The sequence below is a fragment of the Peteryoungia algae genome (assembly GCF_030369675.1).
GTDB classification, from domain to species: Bacteria; Pseudomonadota; Alphaproteobacteria; order Rhizobiales; family Rhizobiaceae; genus Allorhizobium; species Allorhizobium algae.
In genome coordinates, this window is record NZ_CP128477.1 from 4,109,069 (window position 1) to 4,133,475 (window position 24,407).

The 24,407-nt window shown below is 61.5% G+C and carries 25 protein-coding genes and 1 tRNA gene; 13 read left to right on the forward strand and 13 right to left on the reverse strand.

Translation table 11 applies throughout. The annotated features are described in order from the left end of the window. Positions 1–22: 22 nt before the first annotated feature. Both QTL56_RS19440 and QTL56_RS19445 read left to right on the forward strand, forming a co-directional pair. Positions 23–289, forward strand: a complete 267-nt coding sequence (locus tag QTL56_RS19440; RefSeq protein ID WP_245134947.1) for a PepSY domain-containing protein — start codon at positions 23–25, stop codon at positions 287–289. A gap of 3 nt (positions 290–292) precedes the next feature. Continuing rightward, on the forward strand, positions 293–832 hold the full coding sequence (locus tag QTL56_RS19445; RefSeq protein WP_245134949.1) for a cytochrome b/b6 domain-containing protein: 540 nt from the start codon (positions 293–295) through the stop codon (positions 830–832). Positions 833–941: 109 nt separating this feature from the next. On the opposite strand, the gene QTL56_RS19450 is transcribed toward QTL56_RS19445, so the two are convergent. The 8 genes from QTL56_RS19450 to QTL56_RS19485 all read right to left on the reverse strand — a co-directional run bounded on the left by QTL56_RS19450 (position 942) and on the right by QTL56_RS19485 (position 10,039). Next, positions 942–1,331 (reverse strand): diacylglycerol kinase, encoded by a 390-nt coding sequence (locus tag QTL56_RS19450; protein ID WP_245134950.1) that lies wholly within the window; start codon positions 1,329–1,331, stop codon positions 942–944. Next, on the reverse strand, positions 1,328–2,932 hold the full coding sequence (locus QTL56_RS19455; protein WP_245135498.1) for a phosphoethanolamine transferase: 1,605 nt from the start codon (positions 2,930–2,932) through the stop codon (positions 1,328–1,330). The genes QTL56_RS19450 and QTL56_RS19455 overlap by 4 nt, the downstream gene beginning before the upstream one ends. Positions 2,933–3,196: 264 nt before the next feature. After that, the gene (locus QTL56_RS19460; RefSeq protein ID WP_245134952.1) at positions 3,197–4,246 is read right to left on the reverse strand and encodes a sn-glycerol-3-phosphate import ATP-binding protein UgpC; all 1,050 of its coding nucleotides are present in this window, start codon (positions 4,244–4,246) and stop codon (positions 3,197–3,199) included. Continuing rightward, positions 4,246–5,094 (reverse strand): sn-glycerol-3-phosphate ABC transporter permease UgpE, encoded by an 849-nt coding sequence (ugpE, locus tag QTL56_RS19465; RefSeq protein ID WP_229572958.1) that lies wholly within the window; start codon positions 5,092–5,094, stop codon positions 4,246–4,248. Before ugpE ends, QTL56_RS19460 begins: the two co-directional genes overlap by 1 nt. A gap of 9 nt (positions 5,095–5,103) precedes the next feature. After that, positions 5,104–5,985 carry a sn-glycerol-3-phosphate ABC transporter permease UgpA gene (gene ugpA / locus QTL56_RS19470; RefSeq protein WP_229572957.1) on the reverse strand — a complete coding sequence of 294 codons (882 nt, stop codon included), beginning with the start codon at positions 5,983–5,985 and terminating at the stop codon, positions 5,104–5,106. 77 nt (positions 5,986–6,062) lie between these two features. Continuing rightward, positions 6,063–7,370 carry a sn-glycerol-3-phosphate ABC transporter substrate-binding protein UgpB gene (gene ugpB / locus QTL56_RS19475; RefSeq protein WP_245134954.1) on the reverse strand — a complete coding sequence of 436 codons (1,308 nt, stop codon included), beginning with the start codon at positions 7,368–7,370 and terminating at the stop codon, positions 6,063–6,065. Between the two features lie 715 nt (positions 7,371–8,085). Then, positions 8,086–8,859, reverse strand: a complete 774-nt coding sequence (gene phnF, locus QTL56_RS19480; RefSeq protein ID WP_245134955.1) for a phosphonate metabolism transcriptional regulator PhnF — start codon at positions 8,857–8,859, stop codon at positions 8,086–8,088. Between the two features lie 13 nt (positions 8,860–8,872). Continuing rightward, complete coding sequence (locus tag QTL56_RS19485) at positions 8,873–10,039, reverse strand: alpha-D-ribose 1-methylphosphonate 5-triphosphate diphosphatase (RefSeq protein ID WP_245134956.1); 1,167 nt, start codon at positions 10,037–10,039, stop codon at positions 8,873–8,875. Positions 10,040–10,155: 116 nt separating this feature from the next. Between QTL56_RS19485 and QTL56_RS19490 the strand changes: the two genes are divergently transcribed. The 3 genes from QTL56_RS19490 (at position 10,156) to phnE (ending at position 12,623) form a co-directional block, all read left to right on the forward strand. Then, complete coding sequence (locus QTL56_RS19490; protein WP_229572953.1) at positions 10,156–11,013, forward strand: PhnD/SsuA/transferrin family substrate-binding protein; 858 nt, start codon at positions 10,156–10,158, stop codon at positions 11,011–11,013. A 76-nt stretch (positions 11,014–11,089) separates the two neighbouring features. After that, complete coding sequence (locus tag QTL56_RS19495) at positions 11,090–11,839, forward strand: phosphonate ABC transporter ATP-binding protein (RefSeq protein ID WP_245134957.1); 750 nt, start codon at positions 11,090–11,092, stop codon at positions 11,837–11,839. Beyond that, positions 11,832–12,623 carry a phosphonate ABC transporter, permease protein PhnE gene (gene phnE, locus QTL56_RS19500; RefSeq protein ID WP_245134959.1) on the forward strand — a complete coding sequence of 264 codons (792 nt, stop codon included), beginning with the start codon at positions 11,832–11,834 and terminating at the stop codon, positions 12,621–12,623. The genes QTL56_RS19495 and phnE overlap by 8 nt, the downstream gene beginning before the upstream one ends. Before the next feature lie 212 nt (positions 12,624–12,835). Here the strand turns inward: phnE and betI are convergent, their stop codons facing one another. Then, entirely contained in the window at positions 12,836–13,423 is a 588-nt protein-coding gene (betI, locus tag QTL56_RS19505; RefSeq protein WP_229572950.1) for a choline-binding transcriptional repressor BetI, read from the reverse strand. A gap of 117 nt (positions 13,424–13,540) precedes the next feature. On the opposite strand from betI, the gene choX reads away from it, so the two are divergent. Further along, entirely contained in the window at positions 13,541–14,494 is a 954-nt protein-coding gene (choX, locus tag QTL56_RS19510) for a choline ABC transporter substrate-binding protein (protein ID WP_245134961.1), read from the forward strand. Further along, positions 14,494–15,327: an alpha/beta fold hydrolase gene (locus QTL56_RS19515; protein ID WP_245134963.1), complete on the forward strand. Its 834-nt coding sequence runs from the start codon at positions 14,494–14,496 to the stop codon at positions 15,325–15,327. The genes choX and QTL56_RS19515 overlap by 1 nt, the downstream gene beginning before the upstream one ends. Positions 15,328–15,358: 31 nt before the next feature. Here QTL56_RS19515 and QTL56_RS19520 read toward each other — a convergent pair whose 3' ends face one another. Continuing rightward, positions 15,359–15,508, reverse strand: coding sequence for a hypothetical protein (locus tag QTL56_RS19520; protein ID WP_245134965.1), 150 nt, complete (start codon positions 15,506–15,508; stop codon positions 15,359–15,361). A gap of 292 nt (positions 15,509–15,800) precedes the next feature. Then, positions 15,801–15,874 (reverse strand) — tRNA-Gln (locus QTL56_RS19525). Between the two features lie 310 nt (positions 15,875–16,184). Between QTL56_RS19525 and QTL56_RS19530 the strand changes: the two genes are divergently transcribed. The 3 genes from QTL56_RS19530 to QTL56_RS19540 are packed head-to-tail and all read left to right on the forward strand — an operon-like array spanning position 16,185 to position 19,045. Further along, on the forward strand, positions 16,185–17,846 hold the full coding sequence (locus QTL56_RS19530; RefSeq protein WP_245134968.1) for a Ppx/GppA phosphatase family protein: 1,662 nt from the start codon (positions 16,185–16,187) through the stop codon (positions 17,844–17,846). A 2-nt stretch (positions 17,847–17,848) separates the two neighbouring features. After that, on the forward strand, positions 17,849–18,625 hold the full coding sequence (locus QTL56_RS19535) for an RlmE family RNA methyltransferase (protein WP_245134970.1): 777 nt from the start codon (positions 17,849–17,851) through the stop codon (positions 18,623–18,625). 36 nt (positions 18,626–18,661) lie between these two features. Further along, positions 18,662–19,045, forward strand: a complete 384-nt coding sequence (locus tag QTL56_RS19540; protein ID WP_245134972.1) for a VOC family protein — start codon at positions 18,662–18,664, stop codon at positions 19,043–19,045. On the opposite strand, the gene QTL56_RS19545 is transcribed toward QTL56_RS19540, so the two are convergent. Beyond that, positions 19,046–20,452: a DHA2 family efflux MFS transporter permease subunit gene (locus QTL56_RS19545; RefSeq protein ID WP_245134974.1), complete on the reverse strand. Its 1,407-nt coding sequence runs from the start codon at positions 20,450–20,452 to the stop codon at positions 19,046–19,048. It lies immediately after the preceding gene. A 235-nt stretch (positions 20,453–20,687) separates the two neighbouring features. Between QTL56_RS19545 and QTL56_RS19550 the strand changes: the two genes are divergently transcribed. Beyond that, a complete protein-coding gene (locus QTL56_RS19550) occupies positions 20,688–21,677 on the forward strand; it encodes an MBL fold metallo-hydrolase (protein WP_245134977.1) in 990 nt (329 codons plus the stop codon). 45 nt (positions 21,678–21,722) lie between these two features. Here QTL56_RS19550 and QTL56_RS19555 read toward each other — a convergent pair whose 3' ends face one another. Beyond that, on the reverse strand, positions 21,723–22,034 hold the full coding sequence (locus QTL56_RS19555; RefSeq protein WP_245134978.1) for an ATPase inhibitor subunit zeta: 312 nt from the start codon (positions 22,032–22,034) through the stop codon (positions 21,723–21,725). A gap of 305 nt (positions 22,035–22,339) precedes the next feature. Between QTL56_RS19555 and guaB the strand changes: the two genes are divergently transcribed. Further along, positions 22,340–23,830 carry an IMP dehydrogenase gene (gene guaB, locus QTL56_RS19560; protein WP_229572940.1) on the forward strand — a complete coding sequence of 497 codons (1,491 nt, stop codon included), beginning with the start codon at positions 22,340–22,342 and terminating at the stop codon, positions 23,828–23,830. Further along, positions 23,827–24,393, forward strand: coding sequence for a hypothetical protein (locus tag QTL56_RS19565; RefSeq protein WP_245134980.1), 567 nt, complete (start codon positions 23,827–23,829; stop codon positions 24,391–24,393). The genes guaB and QTL56_RS19565 overlap by 4 nt, the downstream gene beginning before the upstream one ends. Positions 24,394–24,407 lie beyond the last annotated feature (14 nt).

Consider the following 24,407-nt stretch of genomic DNA (forward strand, 5'->3'; position numbering starts at 1 on the left):
ACACAGGAAAGGAACACATCACATGCGAAAGATCATCATCGCTCTCAGCCTTGCAGCAGCATTCGGCGGCACCGCTCTTGCCTCGGAAAAATGCAACGTCGCCATGGCCGACTGGAAGCCGCGTGAGGTCCTGCAGGCCAGGCTCGAAGGCGAAGGTTGGAAGGTCCGCTCGATCAAGACCGAAGATGGTTGCTACGAAGCCTATGCCATCAACGCGAAGGGGGAGAAGGTCGAAGCCTATTTCAACCCGCAGACTCTCGAGTCCGTCGACATGAAGGCCGAGGACTGATCGATGACGTCGACTGTCAAGGTCTGGGATCGTCCGGTCAGGCTCTTTCACTGGAGCCTTGCGGGCAGTGTCGCCTTGTGCTGGTTGACGGCGGACGAGTTGCATAGCCTGCACGAAGTGGCAGGCTATGCAGCCGCCGGCCTGATTGGCCTGCGGCTCGTCCTCGGGTTGGCCGGTACGCGTTATGCCCGCTTCAGCCAGTTCATCCGTTCGCCGAAGCGCACGCTTCGCTACGCGAGCGACACACTGCACCACAAGGAGCCACGTTATCTCGGCCACAACCCGCTCGGGGCCGCCATGGTCGTCGCATTGCTGATGATGGTCGGTGGCATCGCGCTCACCGGCTGGATGCAGACGACCGACACCTATTGGGGCATTGAATGGGTCGCGCAGATGCATGAAACGCTGGCCAAACTGCTTCTGGTGGCGATTGCACTGCATGTCGCGGGCGTGATCCATGCCAGCTTCCGGCACCACGAGAACCTGGTGCTGGCCATGATCACCGGTCGCAAACGGGCGCCCGCCAGCGGCGATGTTTCCTGATTTCTCAAGTTCGATGGAAATAAAAAAGGACGCTGCTGCCCGCGGCGTCCTTCTTGTCTTTCTCGCTGGCATCGGACGCTGTCGCGCCTTGCAAGCGTCAACATCCAGGTCACGTCGCAAGATGAACCGAGAGCGCGTACACAAGCAGCATGGAATTGGCGAGGATGAGGCAGAAGACGGCAAGAGAGCCGAGATCCTTGGCATGCTTGCCGGTCGCCGACACTTCAGGCGAGATACGGTCGATGATTTCCTCGATTGCCGTGTTGACCGCCTCCATGGCGATGAGAAGGAGGAAGAGCACCGCCGCAGACAACCGGATCGCAGCCGCCACATTCATCACACCATAGGCGACCAACAGCCCTGCGCCCGCCAAGACCTCATGGCGGAAGGCGGCCTCCTTCGCCAGCCGTATCAGGCCGCCGGCCGAATAGCCGGCAGCGGACCAAAAATGGGCAAGGCCCGCCTGCTTCGGCGGAGCATTTTCGGTGTGATGCGTCATGAGGATGCTCCCGTCCGGCAGGCCGAGAAGATATCCAGCGCGGGATCCCGAACCTCCGTCTCCACCTGCATCAGGCCGAGAACACTGTGAAACAGATTGTCGTGGGAGTGCGGCGCGTCTGCACCCGACGCAAGGCAAGAGGTGTCGATCCCGGAGGACTGCCGCAGGCCGGGCGACATCCAGAGGACGAAAGGCACATGGGTCTGCTGCGTCGGAGCGAACATGTATGGCGCTCCATGCAGGTAAAGACCGTTTTCGCCCAGTGATTCCCCGTGGTCGGACATGTAGATCATCGCCGTGTCCAGCCGGTCGCCGTGTGTACCGAGCTTGTCGATCACTTCAGAAAGAATGTGGTCGGTATAGAGGAGGGCATTGTCATAGGCGTTGGCGATGGTTTCCGGCGTACAGGTGTCGAAATCCACGGAGCGGCAGTCCGGCATGAACTTGCGATAGGCTTCGGGGTAGCGGAGGTAGTAAGCCGGGCCGTGATTGCCGAGCTGATGCAAGACCAGCACCGCGTCACCATCGATCTTCTCCAGCCAGGCGTCTAGCCCGTCGACAAGGATCTGATCAAGGCACTCACCTCCGTCACAAAAGCGCGGATCGTTCGACTTGAACAACTCGGTCTTTTTGATCCGATCGGCAACATGCTTGTCGCCGGTGTTGTTGTCCCACCATTCGGTCTTGATCCCGGCGTGGCTGAGGACGTCCACGAGATCTTCGGTCGCCAGTGCTTTTGCGTGGGAATAGTCATTCCGCCCATAAACTGAGAACATGCAGGGCACTGATACGGCTGTCGCCGTTCCGCAGCTTGACGTATTGTTGAAATAGACGATGTCTCGCTTCGATAGCTCGGGATTTGTTTCGCGGGCGTAGCCTCCAAGCTGGAAATTCTGTGCTCGCGCGGTCTCGCCGACAACAACGACGGTCACCCGCGGCTTGCGGCGTCCGGCTATGAGATCGTCTGCCACCTTCGCATCGGCGCCGAGGGGCTGAACGATGATGGCCTGCTCCTTGCTTTCGCCGATAAAGTACCCTGCGGCGCTTGCCATCGGGAACACGGGATTCAAGGTGCGGAACCAGTCCCGATGCTCGCGAATGTTGAAGATGAAGCTGCCGCTGTTCGAGAGCCCCGCCAGACCAAAGACAACAAGGCAAGACAGGATGATCATCAGATTGACGGCGACCTTTTTCAGGATCGGTCGATGCACAATGTCCACCAGGACGATGAACAGCGCCGGGAGCAGGCCGAACAGGACCATGTGAAGGATGAAGGCGGAAGTGATGAGGTGACCGGCTTCCGCCTGATTGGTCTCCATGGCGTTGCGGATCATCTCGCCATCGATGATGACGCCGAACCGGTCCATGAACCAGGCTCCCCCGACGCTTGCCAGGAGGACCACGATCAGCACTGGCTTGATCACGTACTTGGCCGAAAAGGTGACGGTGAGCGCAATGAATCCCGCGAGCAGTCCAGTGCCAAGCGCGAAGAGTGCCAGCGCATCGCCCTTCAGGAAGACTGAGGACTTGTCCCAGAACGTCCCGTTCATGAAGATGAGAAGATAGACTGCGGTGAGGATGCACAGCCACTCGCTGCGCATCCTCGGCCGGACCTTCAAAAGCGTCTTGAACAAGCCCGCTTCCTTTCGTGCATGGATAAGAGATCCGATGCACTGGAGCGGAAAGCTGACAGGAACCTGAACGCAACGCGGCTCAGTTGCGACGCAAGGCTAGATGCAAGGACGGGTGCGCCGGGCAATCATCGAAACGCACCGCACGACGAGGTTCGCGCAGCGTTACGCAATTCAGATGCACACAAACCCGAATTGGCAATATTGCGCCGTGACACCGTCCGCCTGGTGGGATCAGTCGAGACGGACGCCGTCTGTGCCGAAGAAGTGCAAATCGGATGCTTTCGCGCCGATCTGGACCATGTCGTCCATCTCGATCCGCGAGCGACCGGCGACACGGAAAACAATGTCGCTGCGATCGGCCAGCGTTCCATGGACATAGCTTTCGGCCCCGACCAGCTCGACTGCAGCAACCTTGACGCTGGCAGTGAAGATCTCGTCGCCCGGCGCATCCGTGATCATGTGCAGGTCTTCCGGCCGGATACCGAGGGTGGCGGTGCCTGATGGAACCGACGCGCCTGATGTCATCGACCAGCTCTCCGTCGCCTTGCCCATGTGCAGCAGGTTCATCGAGGGTGACCCGATAAAGGTTGCGACAAAGGTCGTGGCAGGACGTTCATAGAGCTCGATCGGCGTGCCGACCTGTTCGATGCGCCCGGCATTGAGGACGACCAGTCGGTCGGCAAGCGTCATCGCTTCCATCTGGTCATGCGTGACATAGACGCTGGTCGTGGCCAGCGAGCGTTGCAGCCGCTTGATCTCGACGCGCATCTGCACGCGGAGCTTGGCATCGAGGTTCGACAAGGGCTCGTCGAAGAGATAGGCGGCAGGCTCGCGCACGATCGCGCGGCCCATAGCCACACGCTGGCGCTGGCCGCCCGACAATTGCCGCGGCTTGCGCTCGAGGAACGGCTCGATCTCCAAAGCCTTGGCGGCCTGCCCGATCCGCCGGTCGATCTCGTCCTTCGGCGTGTTGCGGTTTTTCAGGCCGTAGGCCAGATTCTGGCGCACCGTCATGTGGGGGTAGAGCGCATAGTTCTGGAACACCATGGCGATGTCGCGCTCGGAAGGTTCCAGTTCGTTCACGACCCGGTCTCCGATCGTAATTTCACCGCCTGAAATTCCCTCAAGGCCTGCAATCATGCGCAACAGCGTGGACTTGCCGCAGCCTGAAGGCCCGACGAGAACAACCAGTTCTCCATCGGCAATTTCCAGCGACACGCCTTTGATGGCTTCGACATTGCCATACATCTTGCGGACATCGTTCAAAACAATCTGGGCCATTACTTTTCTGTCTCCACAAGACCTTTGACGAACCATCGCTGCATCAGGACGACGACGAGGATGGGAGGGATGATGGCGAGGATCGCAGTCACCATGACGTAGTTCCAGGGCGTGGAGGCGTCGGTGAAATCGACCATGCGGCGCAGGCCGATGATGATCGTGTTCATCTTGGCATCATTGGTGACCAGAAGCGGCCAGAGATACTGGGTCCAGCCATAGATGAACAAGATCACGAAGAGCGCTGCGATGTTGGTAGTCGAAAGCGGAAGCAGGATATCCTTCATGAACCGGAAGGGACCGGCATTGTCGATCCGCGCCGCCTCGACCAGTTCGCCCGGTATCGTCAGGAAGAACTGCCTGAACAGGAAGGTTGCGGTTGCCGATGCCATCAGCGGCAAGGTGAGCCCCGCATAGGTGTCGATCAGTCCGAGATCCACGATCACCTTGTAGGTCGGCAGAATGCGCACCTCGACCGGCAGCATCAGGGTGATGAAGATCATCCAGAAGAAGAACATTCGGAATCGGAAGCGGAAGAAGACGATGGCAAAGGCCGACAGGAACGAGATGAGGATCTTCCCGACGGCAATTGCGATCGCGACCACGAACGAGTTGAACAGCAGGCGTTCGAGGCTGACCCCGACGACGCGCTCGACGCCGCCGGACATGGCTTCGGTGTAGTTTTCGGTCAGGTGGCCGCCCGGCAACAGTGACATCGGCGGACGGATGATGTCTTGCGAACTCATCGATGAGGCGATGAACGTGTAGTAGATTGGGAAGGCGACGATGACGATTCCGATCACGAGGATCAGGTGGCCAATCAGATTGGCGATGGGGCGATTTTCAATCATGTCCGGTCCTCAGCCGTAATGGACCCGCTTCTCAACGAAGCGGAACTGGAAGGCGGTCAGGCCAATCACGATGATCATCAGGATGACGGACTGCGCGGCAGATGAGCCGAGGTTCAGGTTGACGAAGCCGTCATTGTAAACCTTGTACACCAGCGTTTCGGTTGCTTTTGCCGGGCCACCACCGGTGACGGCGTGGATGATGCCGAACGTATCGAAGAAGGCGTAGACCGTATTGACCACCAGCAGGAAGAAGGTGGTCGGCGCCAGAAGCGGGAAGATGATCGTCCAGAAGCGTCGGCTGCCACGGGCACCATCGATCGCGGCCGCCTCGATGAGAGACTTCGGGATTGCCTGGAGGCCGGCAACGAAAAACAGGAAATTATAGCTGATCTGCTTCCATGCGGCGGCAAAGACGATGAGGGTCATCGCCTGGTCGCCTTTCAGAAGGGGGTCCCAGTTGAAGCCGGTGGAGCGCAGCAGATAGGCAAGCGTTCCCATGGCCGGGTTGAACATGAAGAGCCAAAGCATGCCGGCAACGGCGGGAGCCACTGCGTAGGGCCAGATCAAAAGCGTGCGGTAAAACGTCTGGCCGCGAACGACCTTGTCGGCAGCCGTCGCGAGAAGCAGCGCCGCCGCCATCGACACCAGAGCCGTCAGCGCGCTGAACACGATCGTGACCTGGAGCGAATGGAGATAGTTCGGATCCGAGAGAATATCGGAAAAATTGGCAAAACCCACGAAGGTGCTTTTCAGCCCGAACGGATCTTCCCGGAGCATGGACTGGTAGATCGCCTGGCTTGCCGGCCAGAAAAAGAAGACCAGCGTCAGGATGATCTGGGGCGCCAACAGCAGGTAGGGCAGGATTTTGTTCGGGAAGTGAACCGTGTGCAAGGCGATGCTCCTCAGCCGGCCAAGGGAAAAACACTGCCCGCACGTTGCGATGCGGGCAGTGTCGTCATTCGGTCAGATCAGTTGCTGGAAACGGCTGCGATGGCTGCATTGCCACGATCGACGATGCGGTCGAGCGTCGTCTTGGCGTCCTGCGAGCCGGCGAGCATTGCTTCGAACTCTTCGTTCATGATGTCGCGAACCTGCGGCAGGTTCGGCAGACGCACGCCCTTGGAGTTTTCGGTCGGAGCCTTGCCGGTCATCTGCAGGATGGGCGTTTCACGCGCCGGATTCTTCTCGTAGAAGCCCGAGGACTTCGTCGCCTCATAAGCCGCATTGGTCACCGGAAGATAGCCGGAAACCTGGTGCAGGCGTGCCTGGATTTCCGTCTGCGACAGGAAGTTGAAGAACTGGGCGATGCCCTTGTATTCTTCATCGCTCTTGCCACCGAAGACCCAGAGGCTGGCGCCGCCCGGAATGGTGTTCTGCGGACCATTGCCTTCGTAGTAGGGAAGCTGGCCGATGCCATAGTTCATGCCAGACTTTACGATGTCACCGAGGCCGCCCGAGGACTCGGTCATGATGGCGCATTCGCCCGACAGGAAGAGCTGCTTCGCTTCAGACGTGCGACCGCCGTAGCGGAACACTTCGTCCTTGGCCAAGTCGGCAATGGACTGGAAATGCTCGACAAAGACCGGCGAATTGACCTGCAGTTCGACGGTGCCTTCCGCAAGGCCGTTTTCATTGGTGCCATAGGAAAGATTGTTCCAGGCGGCGAAGTTCTCGGTCTGGATCCAGGTCAGCCAGGTCGATGTCATGCCGCAGGGTGCAGCGCCGCTCTCCTTGATCTTCCGAGCTGCCTCGAACACTTCGGGCCAGGTCTTCGGCGGGTTTTCCGCGTCAAGGCCCGCCTTGGTGAAGGCGTCCTTGTTGTAATAGAGGATCGGCGACGATGAATTATACGGGAAGGACAGCATGGTGCCATCCGGCTTGGAATAATAGGCAACGATGCCAGCCAGATAGTCCGACTTGTTGAATTCGAACCCGCCCTTCTGGAGGACTTCGGCGACCGGAACGATGGCGCCTTCAGCGCCCATCATCACGCCGGAGCCTGCATCGAAGACCTGGATGATGGCTGGCGGCTGCTTTGAACGGAATGCAGCGATGCCGGCATTCAGGGTTTCCGGATAGGTACCCTTGAAGACTGGCGTGATCGTGTAGTCGCTCTGGCTTTCATTGAACTCCTTGGCGAGCTGGTCGACCACCTCGTTGTTGGCGCCGGTCATTGCGTGCCACCACTGCAGTTCCGTGGCAGCAAAAGCCGAGGAGCCGAAAGAAAGCGAAAGTGCGAGGGTCGCTGCGGATGCAGCTAAACGTTTGGTGAACATGGTGCCTCCCTGATGTTCCACTTGGTCCAGCTAACGCTGGCAAGCATGGCCCCACGACAGATCCTCCCGATCCGGCGTGAGCTCGCTTCGTTTGAAGCAGCTCACATAGGAAACGAAAATATGTGAACCCGCAACGAAATTGTGACAGTCGGTTGTCTCTAGGTGTGCACAATCAAGGGGCGTACTGGATCAGCGTGCGAGAACACGGGCATTTTGACGAGGGCTATGCCTCGCCGCCTTCATGTCGGACTGACGGAAGACAGTCGTGCAGTCGGAATGTCACATCTTCTACCACGCGCAGGGATCCCCAGCCAAACCTGTCGAAGTCGGACGTCCGCCCCCCCGGCGGCCGGCTCTCTACCTGGTTCTCAATCAGTCGGGTGGTAACAATTGCCTTGCGGCCGGGGAGGGGCAGATGCTCTGCGAGTTTACACCTTGCATATCGAGTGATGAGTTTGATCTCATCCGCGCAAACCTGAAGGCCGGTTCACCCCGTGTCATCCGGTCCCAGAACCCTTGCGCCCGCCGATTTCAACCGCGCCCTTTCCATAGTCAGGGGAGACTGAAACATGCCCGCCAAATTGTCGCGACAAGCCTTTTCCGTCTGGCGACTGCCTCTCATTCTGTTGCCGCTGACGACTGCAACAGCCCCGTGCCGACCGTCCTGTTGCCCGCTGTTCCGGGAAGCACAATCATCGGCTCCCGTTCTGGCGCGCTACTTCGCCGGGGTCCCAAAAACGAACTCGACCGACATCAGCGGCCAGCAGCCTGACGTCCACTCGATCGTGCGGCCATCGCTGTCCTCGTTGCGCGCGTTCAGGTGAAATACCGGCGTTCCCGGCGTCAGTCGCAGGTTGCCAGCCTCTTCCGCCGACGCGAAGCCGCCACTGATACGGGTCTCGACCCTCCGGAAGGCAGCGATGCCATTCGCGCGGAAGACATCCGTCACCGACTGCCGTTCGGCATAGAGCGCCTCGAAATCGGGAAAGCGACTGGCGGGAAAGTGCTTGTCGTTCACATAGACCGGTTGGTCGCCGAGCAGCCGCAGTCGCCGCAGGTGGATGATGTCTGCGCCCTCGGCGATGCGCAACCGCGCTGAGAGTTCGGCAGTCGCGAGTTCGCGCCGCACGAAGCGGGTATCGGTGGTGATGGGCGCGCTATGGGTCTCGATATTCTCCCGGAACGGATGGCCATCGCGGACGGAGAAGATTGCCGGCGGGCTGCGCACGAAGATGCCGACACCCTTGCGCGCCGTTAGGTGCCCCTCGTTCTGCAACTGTTGCAGGGCCTGGCGCAGCGTGATGCGGGTGACGCCGAGGCTTGCGGCGAGATGCGTTTCTCCGGGCAATTGGCTGCCTGGCTTCAACGTCCCGCTTTCGATCAGGCCGAGGATATGGTCGCGGATCTGCTGCCAGATCGGCATGTCGCTCCGCGGGCCAAAGACCAGCCCATCGAAGGTGGTGATTGGGATTTCAGGCGTGTCGAGCATGATGGTTTCCGGTTCAGGCGGCAGCCGAGGCAATCGCGGATTCGGTCTCTAACAGAATAAGTGCCGAATAGACCAGCCGACCGCCAACGAAGGTTGCCACCACCTTCGGGTGGCGGATGTCTTTCGCATCGACGAGGATGACGTCGGCGCGTTTTCCCTTCTCGAACCGTCCCCGGTCGGCAAGGCCGGCAGCGGCAGCGGCATTGGCTGACACGAGGTGCCAGGCCCTGGCGAAGTCTGCATCCTCGGGGGATGCCAGCCGGAAGGCTGCATGGAGGGGTGACGGATAGTGGTAATCGGACGCAAGCACGGTGCAAAGCCCGTCGCGGATTGCCGTCGTTGCGTCAAGCGCGCCATTGTGGCTGCCGCCGCGCACGACGTTGGGCGCGCCGAGGATGACATGTTCGCCGGCGGCCCGCGCTTCGGCAGCCGTCTCCAGCGTCAGCGGAAACTCCGACGATACTGCCCCCAGCGCACGGAAGTGCCGGCGCTCGTCGGGTGAGGCCTCGTCATGGGCGAGCAGCACGTTGCCGTTCTCGCGCGCTGCTGTGGCGAGCTCTTCGATGGCACCGGCCACATCTTTGCGCCGTGCCCAGACCCTGTCGAGCAGCGCCATGTAGTCGTCGCGCGACAAACCGGAGCGTTCCGCCATCTGGCCGATCTTGCGGGCAATCGTGCCCTTCAGCACCGATCCCGTCGTATGGTCGTTCAGGGCCACGAGCGGCTTCGGGTCGAGCGACAGCCAATCGATCACCTGCTGTAGCGCATCGAGTGCAAAGGTTTCCCAGCGCAGGTGCAGGCGGGTGTCGCAGGCCAGATGCGGGCGGGCGGTGGCAAGTGCAGTGACGAAGTCGCCGGCGGCCTGCAGGGACCGAAGGCCGGGCTCCCAGGACACCGTCACGCCGTGAAAGGCAGTGGTGATGCCGTTGGCCACCAGTTGTCGGTCGGTGTCGCGCAGTGCCAGACCGACGTCGAAGCGCACGCCCGGTCGCGGCATGATCTGCCGCTCGAAGCCGTCACCGTGGATGTCGACGATGCCCGGCAGGACGAGCAGGCCTGCAGCGTCGATCTCGCGCCCGCCATTGCCCCTGTCCGACAGAATGCCGCCGTCGATGAAGAAATCGCTGCGTTCGAGCCTCTCGGCGCCCAGCACGGTGCCGTTGCGGATGGTCCAGTTCATCGCGTCTCTCTGTCTCGTTTTCGTCCCGGGGCGGAAAATTGTCACGTGCCCGTCACGTCTGGTCGCTAGGGATAGTCGCAGAAGATGCTCCTGTCTATACAGCAAAGGAAGATATCATGATCCGCTCCCTTCTCGCAGCCTGCGCAATCTCTCTGGTCTCTCTCGCGCCGGCCGCGGCCGAGAGCATCAAGTTCGCTGTTACCGATATCGAGGGCATGGAAGCCCTGCAGCAGGAATTCGGCGGCTTTCAAAAAGCGCTTGAGCAGGCCTCCGGCCTGGAAATCGAGCTCTTTCCGGTCAGCTCGCGCACCTCTGCCGTCGAAGCCCTGAATTCCGGACAGGTCGACCTCGTCCTTACGGGTCCGGCCGAATACGTCGTCATGAAGGAACTCGCCCAGCCGGAGATCGTCGTCGCCTGGCAGCGTCCGGACTACTTCGCCCAGATCGCCGTGCTCGCCAATGGCCCGATCCGTTCGCTGGAAGACCTCAAGGGCAAGAAGGTCTCCTTCGGTTCCGTCGGCTCCACCTCGCAGCACCTTGGCCCCGCCCAGGCGCTCACCGATTTCGGCATCAAGTACAATGAGGACTACGAGCCTGTGATCCTCGCCCGCAACGTCGCGGCGGAAGCCCTGATCCGTGGCGACATCGCGGCCATCGGCCTCAACTTCGGCCACCTCAACTCGATCCGCGAAGCCTTCCCGGACGTTGCCTTCGCCGTTCTTGCCCGTGGCCGCGACCTGCCGAACGACATCCTCGTTGCCCGCAAGGATCTGCCGGAAGAGATCGTTGCCAAGATCCGCACCGCCTTTGTCGAACAGGGAAGCGACCTGATGGCCGCCGTGCTCACCGGCGACGACAATCAGAAGTTCAAGGGAGGCTTCTTCCTGGCCGATGTGAAGGACAGCGATTACGACTACGTCCGCTCGATGTATCGCACGATCGGCGTCGACACCTTCAACGACTTCGTCAACTGAGCGGATTGGCCCCGATCCCGCCATCGGGCCGGCGCGATCAGCGCCGGCCCCTCGCCATATCCGCAGAAAGAACAAGATGATGGACGTTATCAGCACGCAGGGCCTGAAGAAGGGATATGCGAACGGAAAACCGGTGTTTTCCGGTGTCGACATCCGCATCCGCAGCGGCGAGCGTGTGGCGCTTGTCGGCGCCAACGGAGTGGGCAAGTCGACGCTGCTCAAGTGCCTGATCGGCCACACGGCATTCTGCGATGGTGAGATCTCGACGCTTGGCGAAGCCTTTTGCCGCACGCCAAACGGGTCGCAGCTCAAGCGCATGCGCCAGCAGATCGGCTTCGTCTTCCAGCATCATGGCCTTGTTCGCCGCCAGTCGGTGCTGACCAATGTCGTTCACGGCAAGCTCGGCCTTCCCGGCACCTGGCGTGCCTGGCATCAGGCGATTGCCGAGCGTGAAAGTCGCGAAGAGGCGATGGATGCGCTCGACCAGGTGAAACTTTCCCACAAGGCGACCGCGCGCGCCGACGAACTTTCGGGCGGTCAGGCGCAGCGCGTCGCCATTGCCCGCGCCCTGGTGCGCAAGCCTAGGCTGATGATCGCCGACGAGCCGGCTGCCAGCCTCGACCCGACGGCGGGCCGCGACGTGATGGCGCTGTTTTCCGACCTCGTGCGCGAAAAGGGCATCACGCTGGTCTATACGACCCACGACATGGATCATGCGTTGAGCTTCGCCGACCGGATCGTCGCGCTGAAGGCCGGCCGCGTACATTTCGACCTCCCGGTGGCCGATGTGGACCGCGAACGCCTGGAGGGTGTCTTCCATGCGTGATGCTGTGCCCGCCCGCTTCTTCCGTGCCTCGCCCTTTGCCTTTGCCGTCCTGGTCGCTCTTGGTGCGATCTTGATCGTCTCGGCCACGCAGGTCGCGCCGACACCGAACCAGTTGATCAACGGCGCTCCGAGAATGGCAAACCTGATCGAGCGCATGCTGCCGCCGAGCCTGGAACCCGGTTTCCTGATGCGCGTCATCTGGCGCACGATCGAGACGCTGCAGATCGCCTTTGTCGGCACTGTCATCGGCGTGCTGCTCAGTTTGCCGATTGCCTGGCTCGCCTCGCGCACGCTGTCGCCTATCGGACCCTTCCGACACGTCTTCAAGGTGATGATCTCGCTGTTCCGCACAGTGCCCGACATGGTCTGGGCACTGCTCTTCGTCGCCTCCATCGGGCTTGGCGCCGTCGCTGGCACCATGACCATCATCATCGATACGATCGGGTTTTGTGGACGCTTCTTCGCCGAAGCGATCGAGGATGCCGACAAGGAGCCGCAGGAAGCCCTGTTCTCCGCCGGCGCCGGCCGGTTCTCCGTTCTCTCCGGCGCGGTTGTGCCCGATATCATGCCGTCCTTGATCAACACTTCGCAGTTTGCGCTGGAAAAGGCGGTCCGCTCGTCGGTCGTGCTTGGCCTCGTCGGCGCCGGGGGAATCGGCCAGGAACTGAAAGTCGCCTTCGACCTTTTCCAGTATCGCAATGCCTCGACCATCATCCTGGTGATCTTCGCGATCGTTCTTCTGATGGAGCTTGCGACCGACCGGCTGCGGCAGAAGGCGCAATAAGCACGGCCGGCCACCTATGTGCGCTCAGATAATCTCACCAATCCTGATAGCACCGCGCGAAGGCTTTCGCCGGCCAGGCTGACGAGAGCGGCCATTAAGGCAGGGGATGGCGACGGTTCTGTGCGTCGTCTCAACTGAAGCTGCTCCTCACGAACTCCCCAATTTCGATGTCTTCGCCGCTCGTTCGAAAGCCCGGTTGCGCAACCGGATCTCTATGTTTGACGCTTCAGTTGCTGGTCCAGATAGAGCTGTGTTTGCTTCAAGGCGCTCTCACGTGTCACCGAACCGGGCTCAAGCCCCATGCGCAGCCACAATCCGTCGATCAGCGCACTAATGCCAAGCGCCAATTCCTCGGCTTCCTCGCGAGCCATGAGCTGCTGAAGCGCCGACAAGAGGTTGGAGCGCATTCTGGCATGAAAGACCTTTTGAAGACGGGCGAGTTGCGGCTCGCGTGGAACTTCGGCGCAGAGCGACAGCCAGGCATGGCTGATCGAAGGCTTGAAGAATTCCTCCTCGAAATTCCCAAGGATGATCGCCATCACCCTTTCTCGCGGGCCGCGGGCATCGCGTAGCCGCTTGACCACCGCCAGCCGCAAGGCGCCGTTCGCCTCGCGCATCGCATGCTCGAACAACTCTTCCTTGTTGCGGAAGTAGTGCAACACGATGCCTTTCGATGCGCCGGCATAGGCCGCGACCTTCTCAAGCGTCGTGCCGGCCACACCCTCGGTTTGCAGGACGCAATAGGCGGCATGTCGCAGTTCCCTGCGCCGGATTTCGCTGATCCTGGAAAGTCTCGCCATGATGTCATCTCTGCAAAGTCCGCCTGTCATTGACAATCTATCCCAAAAGATCAAGACTTGACCGAGCGGTCAATTAAATGACCGTTCGTATAAAATCAGGAACGGGGAACCGGGATCATGAAGAAATCTGCCTCCAAGTCCGCGCTTGTCGCCTCATTGGCCGCCCTGTCAGTGACGGCAGGACCTCATTCTGCCCGGGCTGCGGAGCCCGCGACCTGTCAGACGGTCCGTCTGGCTGAACCGGGCTGGAATGACCTCGCCTTCACCACCGGCATCGGCATGACGCTGTTGAAGCAACTCGGTTATGATGCGCAATCATCGCTTCTGGGCATCGACGTGATCTACCTCAGCATGAAGAACAACGACCTCGATGTGTTCCTCGGCTATTGGGACCCGGCAATGATCACCTATGCCAAGCCCTATCTTGAGGAGGGTTCCGTCGAGACTGTCACGGTCAATCTGCAGGGCGCGAAATACACGTTTGCGGTGCCATCCTATGTCTACGAGGCAGGCGTACGCGACTTCGCGGATCTGCAGAAATTTGCCGACAGGTTTGAAAGCAAGCTCTATGGCATCGAGCCCGGCTCAAACCAGCTCATGCTGGACGCCCTAGACGACCCAGCTCTCGGATTGAACGGCTGGAAGGTGGTCGAGTCCAGCGAACAGGGGATGTTGGCTGAAGTACAGCGACACGAGAGGGGGAAGGACTTCATTGTATTCCAGGGTTGGGCGCCACATCCGATGAACGCGCGGTTTGACATGAAATATCTGAGCGGAGGCGACAAATTCTACGGCCCGAACTTCGGCGCCGCCACGGTCTCGACGCAGGTGCGCAAGGGCTACAAGCAGGAATGCCCGAATGTGACGAAGCTGCTCGAAAATCTGAAATTCGATGTGGAGTTCGAGAACAAGGGCATGGGCTATCTGATGGATGACGGACTGGAGCCCGAAGCAGCAGCAGTCAAAGCCATCACGGAAGAGCCTGCGAGACTGGAGAATTGGCTTGCCGGTGTTGCGACTTTCGACGGCAAGCCCGGGCTTGAAGCGGTACGTCAGGGTCTCGGCCTTTGATGCCTCAGGCGAAGGATGCCTGGCGCAGGGGAAAGCAGCAGATTCGGCTGCCTTCAGGCCGGCACCTTGCCGTCGTCGACACGAAAGGCGACGGGGCGACCGCCCTCCTGCTTCACGGCTACACCGATACGAGCCGCAGCTATCAGGCGATTGCACGCTATCTGGGCGGCTTTCGCCTCGTCATCCCCGACTTGCCCGGGCATGGCGACAGCGCAGAGGACAGCGAGGCGGACCTGTTGACAATCGTGGAGGACCTGACGGCCATTGCCGACCATCTCGACTGCGCACCCTCGCTGGTCATCGGCCACTCCTTCGGCTCTCTGGTCGCCCTGGAAATTGCCAGGCAAAAGACCTGGAGCGATTTGAAGATTGTCACGCTCGCGGGATCACCCTGTCCGAATCTGACGGGCTTGCAGGCTCTGGACCCCATCCGCCGTTTCGGCGACGCGGTGGAGGTCGCAGACCCGTTCCTGACGCATTGGTATTCCGGCCCCGTGGCGCTGGATCCGCAGTTTCTTGCCCTGGTGAAGGCGGACGCTGTGCGCATGCCGGTAGGGACTTGGCACCACTATCTCGATCTCCTGGAAAAAGTGGATCTCCGCAGCAAGCTGGAAGAGATCGAGGCGCCGCTGCTGTCGATCGCCGGTGACCGCGACCAGCTCTTCGGCGCCCGTCACGTCGATGCACTCGGCCATGGCCTGCGTCGGGGGCATGACATCAGGCTACGGGGGGTCGGACACAATCCGCACTGGGAAGCGCCGCAACAGGTCGCAACGATTATCACGGACTGGTTGGACGCTCTCGTGAGGGATCGCGATCGCGCCCTCAGGTGAAGTCCTGACGTTGTCAGGCGCAGGAAAAAGCTCAAGGATTCGTGTCGCTGATCCCTTCCAGTCGCTCGAGCTCCTTGTCACGCTCATGTTCGAAAAGCGTCTGGAGCTGCTGCTTGGACATTGTTTCCGTCGACTGCATCTTCAATTCGGCAAGCCGCGTGTTGAGTTTGCGGCCGATCATCTGTGCTTTCCTATGATCCGAACAAGGAAGGGTCAGTGAAAGTCGGCTGCCGGGTTGGCAGTGAATGGAGCTGCTGGAATGCGTGGCCGCCAGGAAAAGACGTTTTCCCCGACGGATAAGATTTTCGACCCCGTGGCGGACTGCCATGACGAAGACACCCCGTATCAGGCCCGAAGGTCACCTCGTACCGATTTCAGCTTGGGGCCCACCTTTGGGCATCAGGTCGCCAATGACGCCAAAACGGGATCCGGCACGACGGAAAAACTTGAGAATTAGGGCTTTTTGGGAGAATTGGCTGGGGAACCTGGATTCGAACCAAGATTAACGGAGTCAGAGTCCGTCGTTCTACCGTTGAACTATTCCCCACCAGGGTATCGCCGCAGCGATCGGTGAGCGGGCTTATAGACAAAAGCTTCTGCGTTGCAAAGACCGTTTTTGTAAAAAAATGCATGCGGCTGAGAAAGGTGGCGTGGAAGAGGTCGCTGGCAGGCATCGGGCCCGTTCATCGGGTGTCGGGCGCAGGCGCGACGGCGCTGTGGCCGGCCCGGCGACCGGCGTTCGAAAAACCGTTTGGCGCCGGGGGCAGGCGCTGGTATGCTTCAGCCAACGAAACGAATGATGACACCAGCGGCACGCGTCGATCTTGGCGCCTTGCGCGGTGCAGTGGATAACTTAAGTGACAGACCCCAATCGCGGCGGACAGCCGAACAGCGAGGGGGCGTCGACAGGCAAGCGCAAGGGTGGGGGCTCCCGCCGGCGCGGCAAGGGCAAGAAGGCGGGACCGGTCAGGAACGGTCACGATGCTTCTGCCTCGGCAGGATCGGCAGTCGCGCCGGTCGCCGAGCGACGTTCCGAATCAGCCTTTGCGGATGGTCCCATCCGCAAGCGAAAGCGTCGCCGGCGTGGCAAGGGCGGCGCTCAGTCGTCTGTGGACACCAGTGACATCTCAAGTGGCAGCGCAAGTGTTGGCGGCGAGCCGTCTGCCGGCGGCACGGCTGTGCCGATGGCTGCGCGCAACGACGGTCCACGCCCGGCAGGCGTCACCGCGTCGCCGCCGCATGCGTCTGCCTCGCCACAGGCAACGCCGGCCGATCAGGCCGGCCATCGCCCCGGTCGCAAGCGCAAACGCAATCGAAACCGCCATGCCGCGGCCCAAAAGCCCGGCCAGGTGCGTCCGCTCGCCGGCTCCGAGCCACCCTCCGTCGTGGTCGCCAAGGCGCGCCGACCGGAGCAGCAGGTGGCGCCGGCCGTTCACACACGTGGGTCCGCCCAGCCGCAGATGCAGGCGCGTCCCCCGGAACGGTCGCGCCCCGTCCCGGATGCCGGCCCGGACGATCTTTACGCCGCGCTCGATCTCGGCACCAACAATTGCCGGCTGCTGATCGCACAACCGACCCGCCCCGGCCAGTTCCGCGTCGTCGATGCCTTTTCCCGCATCGTGCGGCTGGGTGAAGGTCTGGGCGCCACCGGACGCCTCTCGCAGGATGCCATGGACCGGGCCGTCGATGCCCTGCGTGTCTGCGCAGCCAAACTCTCCGGCCGTGACATCAGGCGCATGCGCCTGATTGCGACGGAAGCCTGCCGGGCTGCCGAAAACGGTGAACTCTTCCTGGATCGCGTCACGGGTGAGACCGGGCTGCAACTCGAGATCATCAACCGGGAAACCGAGGCGCGGCTCGCCGTCTCCGGTTGCTCCTCGCTGGTCGGGCGCGAAGCCCGGTCTGTGGTGCTCTTCGACATCGGCGGCGGCTCCTCCGAGATCGCCGTCATCCGGATCAACGACAACCGTTCCAGCCGTCTCGCCAACCACATCACCCACTGGACCTCACTGCCGGTCGGCGTTGTCACGCTGTCCGAGCGCCATGGTGGCCGTGACGTCACCCCGGACATCTTCGAGGCGATGACCCAGGAGGTCGAGGGCATGCTGGCAAGGTTCGATTGCCCAGATATTCCCCGCAGCCTGGACGATTTCCATCTGATCGGCACGTCGGGCACGGTAACGACGCTCGCCGGCGTTCATCTCGACCTGCCGCGTTACGATCGCCGCAAGGTCGACGGTCTCTGGCTGTCCGACGCGGAGGTGACCGCCATGCAGTCCAAGCTCCTGTCCTGGGATTATGCCGGCCGCGCCGCCAATCCCTGCATCGGGCCGGACCGCGCCGACCTCGTTCTGGCCGGCTGTGCAATTCTCGAGGCGATCCGCCGCCGCTGGCCCTCGAGCCGCATGCGGGTCGCCGATCGCGGCCTGCGTGAGGGCCTGCTCACCGACATGATGGCTGATGACGGCGTCTGGCGCCGCGGCCGCAACCGCCGTCCTCCAGTCTCCAGGGAGCGTTGACCATGGCCAAACCACCCATCGCCGGCAATCGCACGGGCCGAAAGCTCGGCCAGAAGGTCAAGAAGGGCAAGCTCAAGGCGTCGTCCAGGCGCTGGCTCGAGCGCCACATCAACGACCCCTATGTCCAGCGCGCCAAGCTCGAGGGCTACCGGGCCCGTGCGGCCTTCAAGCTGCTCGAGATCGACGAGAAGCATCAGGTCCTGAAGGGTGCCAAGCGCATCATCGACCTGGGGGCCGCCCCCGGCAGCTGGTCGCAGATCGCCGCCAAGGTGACCGATTCCTCCGATGACGATATCCGCGTCGCCGCGATCGATTTCCTGGAAATGGCGCAGATTCCGGGCGTGAAGATCCTGCAGCTCGACTTTCTCGATCCCGACGCCCCGCGCCAGCTGATCGAGGCCGTCGGCGGCACCCCCAATCTCGTCCTGTCGGATATGGCCGCACCCACCACAGGCCACCAGAAGACCGACCACATCCGCACCATGCATCTGTGCGAGGTTGCGGCCCATTTCGCCGTCGAGGTTCTGGCCGAAGGCGGGCACTTCCTGGCCAAGACTTTCCAGGGCGGAACGGAAAAGGAGCTGCTCAACATGTTGAAGCAGAATTTCCGCCAGGTCCTGCACATCAAGCCGGCATCGTCGCGTCAGGAATCCGTCGAGATGTTCCTGCTGGCCAAGGGCTTCAAGGGGCGCAATGGCCCGGCTTTGGTCGAGCTGGATGAGGAGGGCTTCGCCCGCGATCCGCGCGAAGACATTCCAGCCGACGAAAACCAGGACTGAGCCGGAATTCTAAGGACAACGGCAGGGAGGACGGCCATGTTCACCTACATCACCGTCGGCATCAATGATCTGGCCCGCGCCATCCGGTTCTATGATCGGGTTCTGGCGACGCTCGGGCTGGAGCGCCGGGAGACCGACGAAAACGAGGCGGGTTATGGTATGGCCGGCGATAACCGCTGCCGGTTCTGGATCAATCACCCCTTCGATCGCCAGCCGGCGACCGTGGGCAATGGCTCGATGCCGGCCTTTGACGCCTCTTCGCGGGCCGTGGTCGATGCCTTCCATGCAGCAGCAATTGCCCATGGCGGCACGGATGACGGCGCGCCGGGCATCCGCCATTTCCATCCCAATTTTTACGCCTGCTATGTCCGCGATCCCGATGGCAACAAACTGTCGGCCCTGTGCGAGCGGCCGGAGTGACTATTTCACGCTGATCGTCTCGTCTCCGGTCCCGCGCCGATAGCCGGACACCGCCGAGCCGACATCGCGCGGCAGCCCGAAAAACGGCAAGACCGCGAAGATCGACAACCCCGCGACGATCGCAAAGGCAAGGTGAAAATCACCGAGCGACAGCGTTTCGCCTGTCACCCGCGTGCTTGCCTCGAGGATCGACGCCGCCGTCGCCACGCCGAGGGCCAGACTCACCTGCTGAAGCACTGAAGTCAGCGAAGTCGCCTGCGAGGCGGCGCGATCCTCGATATCCGCGTAGCCCAGCGTGTTGACCCCGGTAAAGAAGAACGAACGGCAGAATCCGCCGACGAGCAGGACAGCCATGATCAGCAGGATCGGCGTCGCGGGTGTGAAGAATGCGTTCGCCGCCGTCGTCAGTGACCCGAACAGACCAGCAAGGATGAGAACATTGCGAAAGCCGACGGCCGCAAAGGCGCGCCTGGCGATGAACTTGGTCGAGATTGCACCCACGGCAGCGATGAAAGTTGTCATGCCGGATTGGAAGGCCGACATGCCGAAGCCGAGTTGCAGCATCAGGGGCAAGAGGAAGGGTGTGGCACCGGCGGCAATGCGAAACAGAGTGCCGCCGACAATAGAGGCGCGAAAGCTCCTGTTGGAGAAAAGTGTCAGGTCGAGCAGCGGGGCCGGATGCCGGCGGGCGTGGATCCCATAGAGGATCATCGATAGAAGCCCGACCACCGTTGCTATCGCGCCGACCCAGATGGGCAGGGCAGGCAGGCTCATCACGGATAGCCCGAAGACGAGCCCGGATGCGGCACAAGCACTGAGCAGAAAGCCCGTCCAGTCGATTCGCGCCGTCTCGATCGGATCGATCTCTGGCAGATAGAGGCTGGACAGCCAGAGGCCCAGAACTCCGATCGGGATATTGATCAGGAAAATCCAGTGCCAGCTGAAGAAGGTGGTGATGAAGCCGCCGACCGGTGGGCCGGTGATCGGACCGAGCAGGGCCGGAATGGTGAGCAATGCCATGGCCGAAACGAGGTCGCTTTTCTTCGTGGTTCGCAGAAGCACCAGGCGCCCGACCGGGGTCATCATTGCCCCGCCCATGCCCTGCAGGAAGCGCGCAGCGACGAAGGTGATGAGCGAATCCGAGATTGCGCAGAACAGAGACCCCAGCATGAATACGAGGATTGCTGCACGAAACACCCGCTTGGCACCGTATCGGTCCGCCATCCAGCCACTCGCCGGAATGAAGATCGCAAGCGCCACCATGTAGGAAGTAAGCGCCAGCTTCAGGGTGATCGGCCCGACGCCGAGATCGGTGGCGATCGCCGGCAGGGCCGTGGCTATGACGGTCGAATCCATCTGCTCCATGAAAAGTGCGACGGCGAGAATGAGAGGTGTGATGCGGTTCATCGGCATTCCGGGGGCGGGCGGCACAGGGCGTGACGACTTCTAGCCGTTCTGCCGTTCAAGGCAACCTGGACTTGCAGTTTATGGCGTCAAATCAAGGCGCAGGCCGCTTGTCATGTTCCATGGAAATCATGTCGCGGCATCACGATGGTGTGAGAGAGCTTTCTGCGGCTGGTCCGAAGCCTATTTGCGCTGCAGCCCGTAATACGGGCGCAGAATATTTTGCAGGGAGATTTGGATGAATTCGATCAAGAGACGTACGCTTCTCGGTGGGGCCGGTGTAGCTCTGGCATCCCCGATGATCATGACCCGGGCCGCCATTGCACAGGGGACAGGCACCGAGACTTCGATGGATATCGATCATGCCATGCCGCCAGAAACCCATCGGTTCAATGTCGGAAAATTCGAGGTGCTTGTGGTCAAGGACGGCGCCCGCGCCTCCGGCAATCCGCAGGAGACCTTCGGTACCAACCAGAGCGTGGAGACCGTCGGCGCGCTGCTGGAGGCCAACTTCCTTCCCGCCGACAACTTCGTCAACAGCTTCGCGCCGGTGCTCGTCAATACGGGATCGGATGTCATTCTCTTCGATACGGGCCTCGGTGAAGGCGGTCGTGCGAACGGTCTGGGCCGGCTTGCCGAAGGTCTGACGGCGGCCGGCTACAAGCGCGAAGACGTGACGATTGTCGTGCTGACACACATGCATGGAGACCATATCGGTGGCATGATGGAAGGCGGCCAGCCGGCCTTCCCGAATGCGCGCTACGTCACCGGCCAGGCAGAATACGACTTCTGGGCGGATCCGGCCCGCGTCGGCACGCCGGCCGAGAACGGCCACAAGGGTGTGCTCGCCAACGTCACGCCCATGGCGGAAAAGATGACTTTTATCGGCGATGGCGGAGAAGTCGTGTCCGGCATTACCGGCATGGCAGCCTTCGGTCACTCGCCGGGCCACATGATCTACCGTCTGGAATCGGAAGGTCGCCAGCTGGTCCTGGCGGCCGATACGGCGAACCATTTCGTTTTGTCTCTTCAGCGCCCGGATTGGGAAGTCCGCTTCGACATGGACAAGGCAGCAGCGGCCGCGACCCGCACGAAGGTCTTCGACATGCTCGCAACCGACAAGCTCGCCTTCCTCGGCTACCACATGCCGTTCCCGGCAGTCGGTTTCGTCGAGAAGATCGACCAGGGTTATCGCTACGTTCCGAAGGCCTATCAGTTCGACATTTGAAGATTGCCGAGGGGGCCGCGCCAGAATTGCGGCCCCGTCACCGGCTTAGTGGCCGGCGAAAATCTCGTCGGTTGCCTGCTCGATGAAGTGATGAATACGGCTGTCGATATCGGCGTCGCTCACTGTGACGCCGGCCTGGCAAAAGTCCTGGCGCAATTGCTCCAGGAGACGGTGCGGCTCGACCACCTGCTTGACGGCGACAGTGCCGGCATAGGCTTCGACATCGTCGAGGCCCATCGTATAGGCGGCCCAGCGGCCGGCCATCTTGCTGCCGCGCATACGGGCTTTGAACTGGATTTCTGCCTGGCGGGCGAAGTGGTTCTCGAGTGCCTGGGCGCGCTGCTTCAATGCGGTCATGGACGGTCCCCTTCGTCTTCTTGTTTGTTGTTGGTGCCCCCAGCCCCTGAGAGCACCTCCCTTATATAAGCGAGGCCTTCAAGGACCGTGTAGCCGCTGCTTAAAATTCTAATGATTGTCGATTTTTCTGTATGGGCCTTGCGGCAAGTCGGGGAGAGGGGAACCGTCGGGCGTTTTGCTATTCCCTTCCTGTCATGAACGTGTTACCAGCCCTCGCCAACTTCCAAGCATTTCATGCAGAAGCGACCGAACGGGGATTCCCGTTTTCCGGGCGGATTCTGCCTATTCAAACGAAGGAATTGGCAATGGCACGCATCGTAATGTCGGCAACCGGCGCAGAAGCGCTCACTTTTGACGACGTCCTCCTGCAGCCGGGGCACTCTGAAGTGATGCCGGGGCAGACCAATATCGCGACGCGGATTGCCCGGGACATCGATCTTTCGTTGCCGATTCTCTCCTCCGCCATGGATACGGTCACCGAAAGCCGTCTTGCGATCGCCATGGCCCAGGCCGGCGGCATCGGCGTGATCCACCGCAACCTGACCCCCATCGAGCAGGCCGAAGAAGTTCGCCAGGTGAAGAAGTTCGAAAGCGGCATGGTGGTCAACCCGGTGACCATCGGTCCCGAGGCGACACTGGCCGAAGCGAAGGCGCTGATGAACGCGCATGGCATTTCGGGCATTCCGGTCGTTGAGGGCGCAAGTCGCCCCGGCCGCCTCGTCGGCATCCTGACGAACCGCGACGTGCGTTTTGCCTCTGATCCGAGCCAGAAGATCTACGAACTGATGACCCACGAAAACCTCGTGACGGTCAAGGATGGTGTCGACCAGCAGGAAGCCAAGCGTCTCCTGCATTCGCACCGTATCGAGAAGCTTCTGGTGGTCGACAATGAGGGCCGTTGCGTCGGCCTGATCACCGTCAAGGACATCGAGAAGTCTCAGCTCAACCCGCATGCCGCCAAGGACGCCCAGGGCCGTCTGCGTGTCGCCGCCGCCATCTCCACCGGTGACGACGGCGTGGAGCGCGCCGAGCGTCTGATTGACGCCGGCTGCGACGTCATCGTCGTCGATACCGCCCACGGCCACAGCCAGAAGGTGCTGGATGCCGTCGCACATGTGAAGAAGATGTCGAACGCGATCCGCATCATCGCCGGCAACGTCGCCACGAGCGAGGGCACACGCGCCCTGATCGACGCTGGTGCGGATTGCATCAAGGTCGGCATCGGTCCGGGCTCGATCTGCACCACCCGCGTCGTGGCCGGCGTCGGCGTTCCCCAGCTTGCAGCCGTCATGGCCGCTGTCGAGGAAGGCAACAAGCACGACATTCCCGTCATCGCCGATGGTGGCCTGAAGTTCTCGGGCGACGTCGCCAAGGCGATTGCAGCCGGCGCATCGGCCGTCATGGTCGGCTCGCTGCTTGCCGGCACGGACGAAAGCCCGGGCGAGGTCTATCTCTACCAGGGGCGCTCCTTCAAGGCCTATCGCGGCATGGGCTCCGTCGGTGCCATGGCCCGCGGCTCGGCCGATCGCTACTTCCAGGCAGAGGTGCGCGATACGCTGAAGCTCGTGCCTGAGGGCATCGAAGGCCAGGTGCCTTACAAGGGGCCGGTCTCGGCGGTGCTGCATCAGCTCGCCGGTGGCCTGAAGGCTGCCATGGGTTATGTCGGCGGCAAGGACATCAAGGACTTCCAGGAAAAGGCGACCTTCGTGCGCATCTCCGGTGCCGGCCTGCGTGAAAGCCATCCGCATGGGGTCACCATCACCCGCGAAAGCCCGAACTATCCGGGCGCTGCATGATCCTGGGGCGATTGCCCGGACCACGTCAGGCGCCGCTCCTCTGGGCGAGCGGCGTCCTGTCGGCTGCGCTGCTCGCCTGGATGAACCTCGGCTTTGCGTCTCGGTTCACTGAACTGACCGGCGTAAGGACGATGCCCGACCTCGATATCGAAAGCACGGGGGAGGCTCTGCTCGCCCTCAAGGCCGTGCTGGAGACCAGGCCAGACGCGGCAGAGCTTCTTCGGGCCGTGCATCTCGGGCCGGATCTCGTCCTCCCGGCGGTCCTCGGCCTCTTTCTCGTCCTGCTGATGTGTCGGGTCGCTCCCGGTGCCGGTCTCTACGGTCGCCCCGCCGAGCGCTTGCTGCCCGCACTGCTTTCCCTGCCGATCGTTTATGGCTTGGTCGATTATGCAGAGAACATCGTCAGCCTCATGCTCTTTCCGCCATCCACACAACTGCCGGAAACAGCGACCCTGCTGGCAGAGGCCCTGGCCTGGCTGACGCGCTTGAAGTTTGCCGCCTTGGTTGTCTCAGGCATTCTGGTGCTGCGCCTCGCCTTCGGCCCAAAACATCACCACGAATGAGCTTTAAGGAAGCG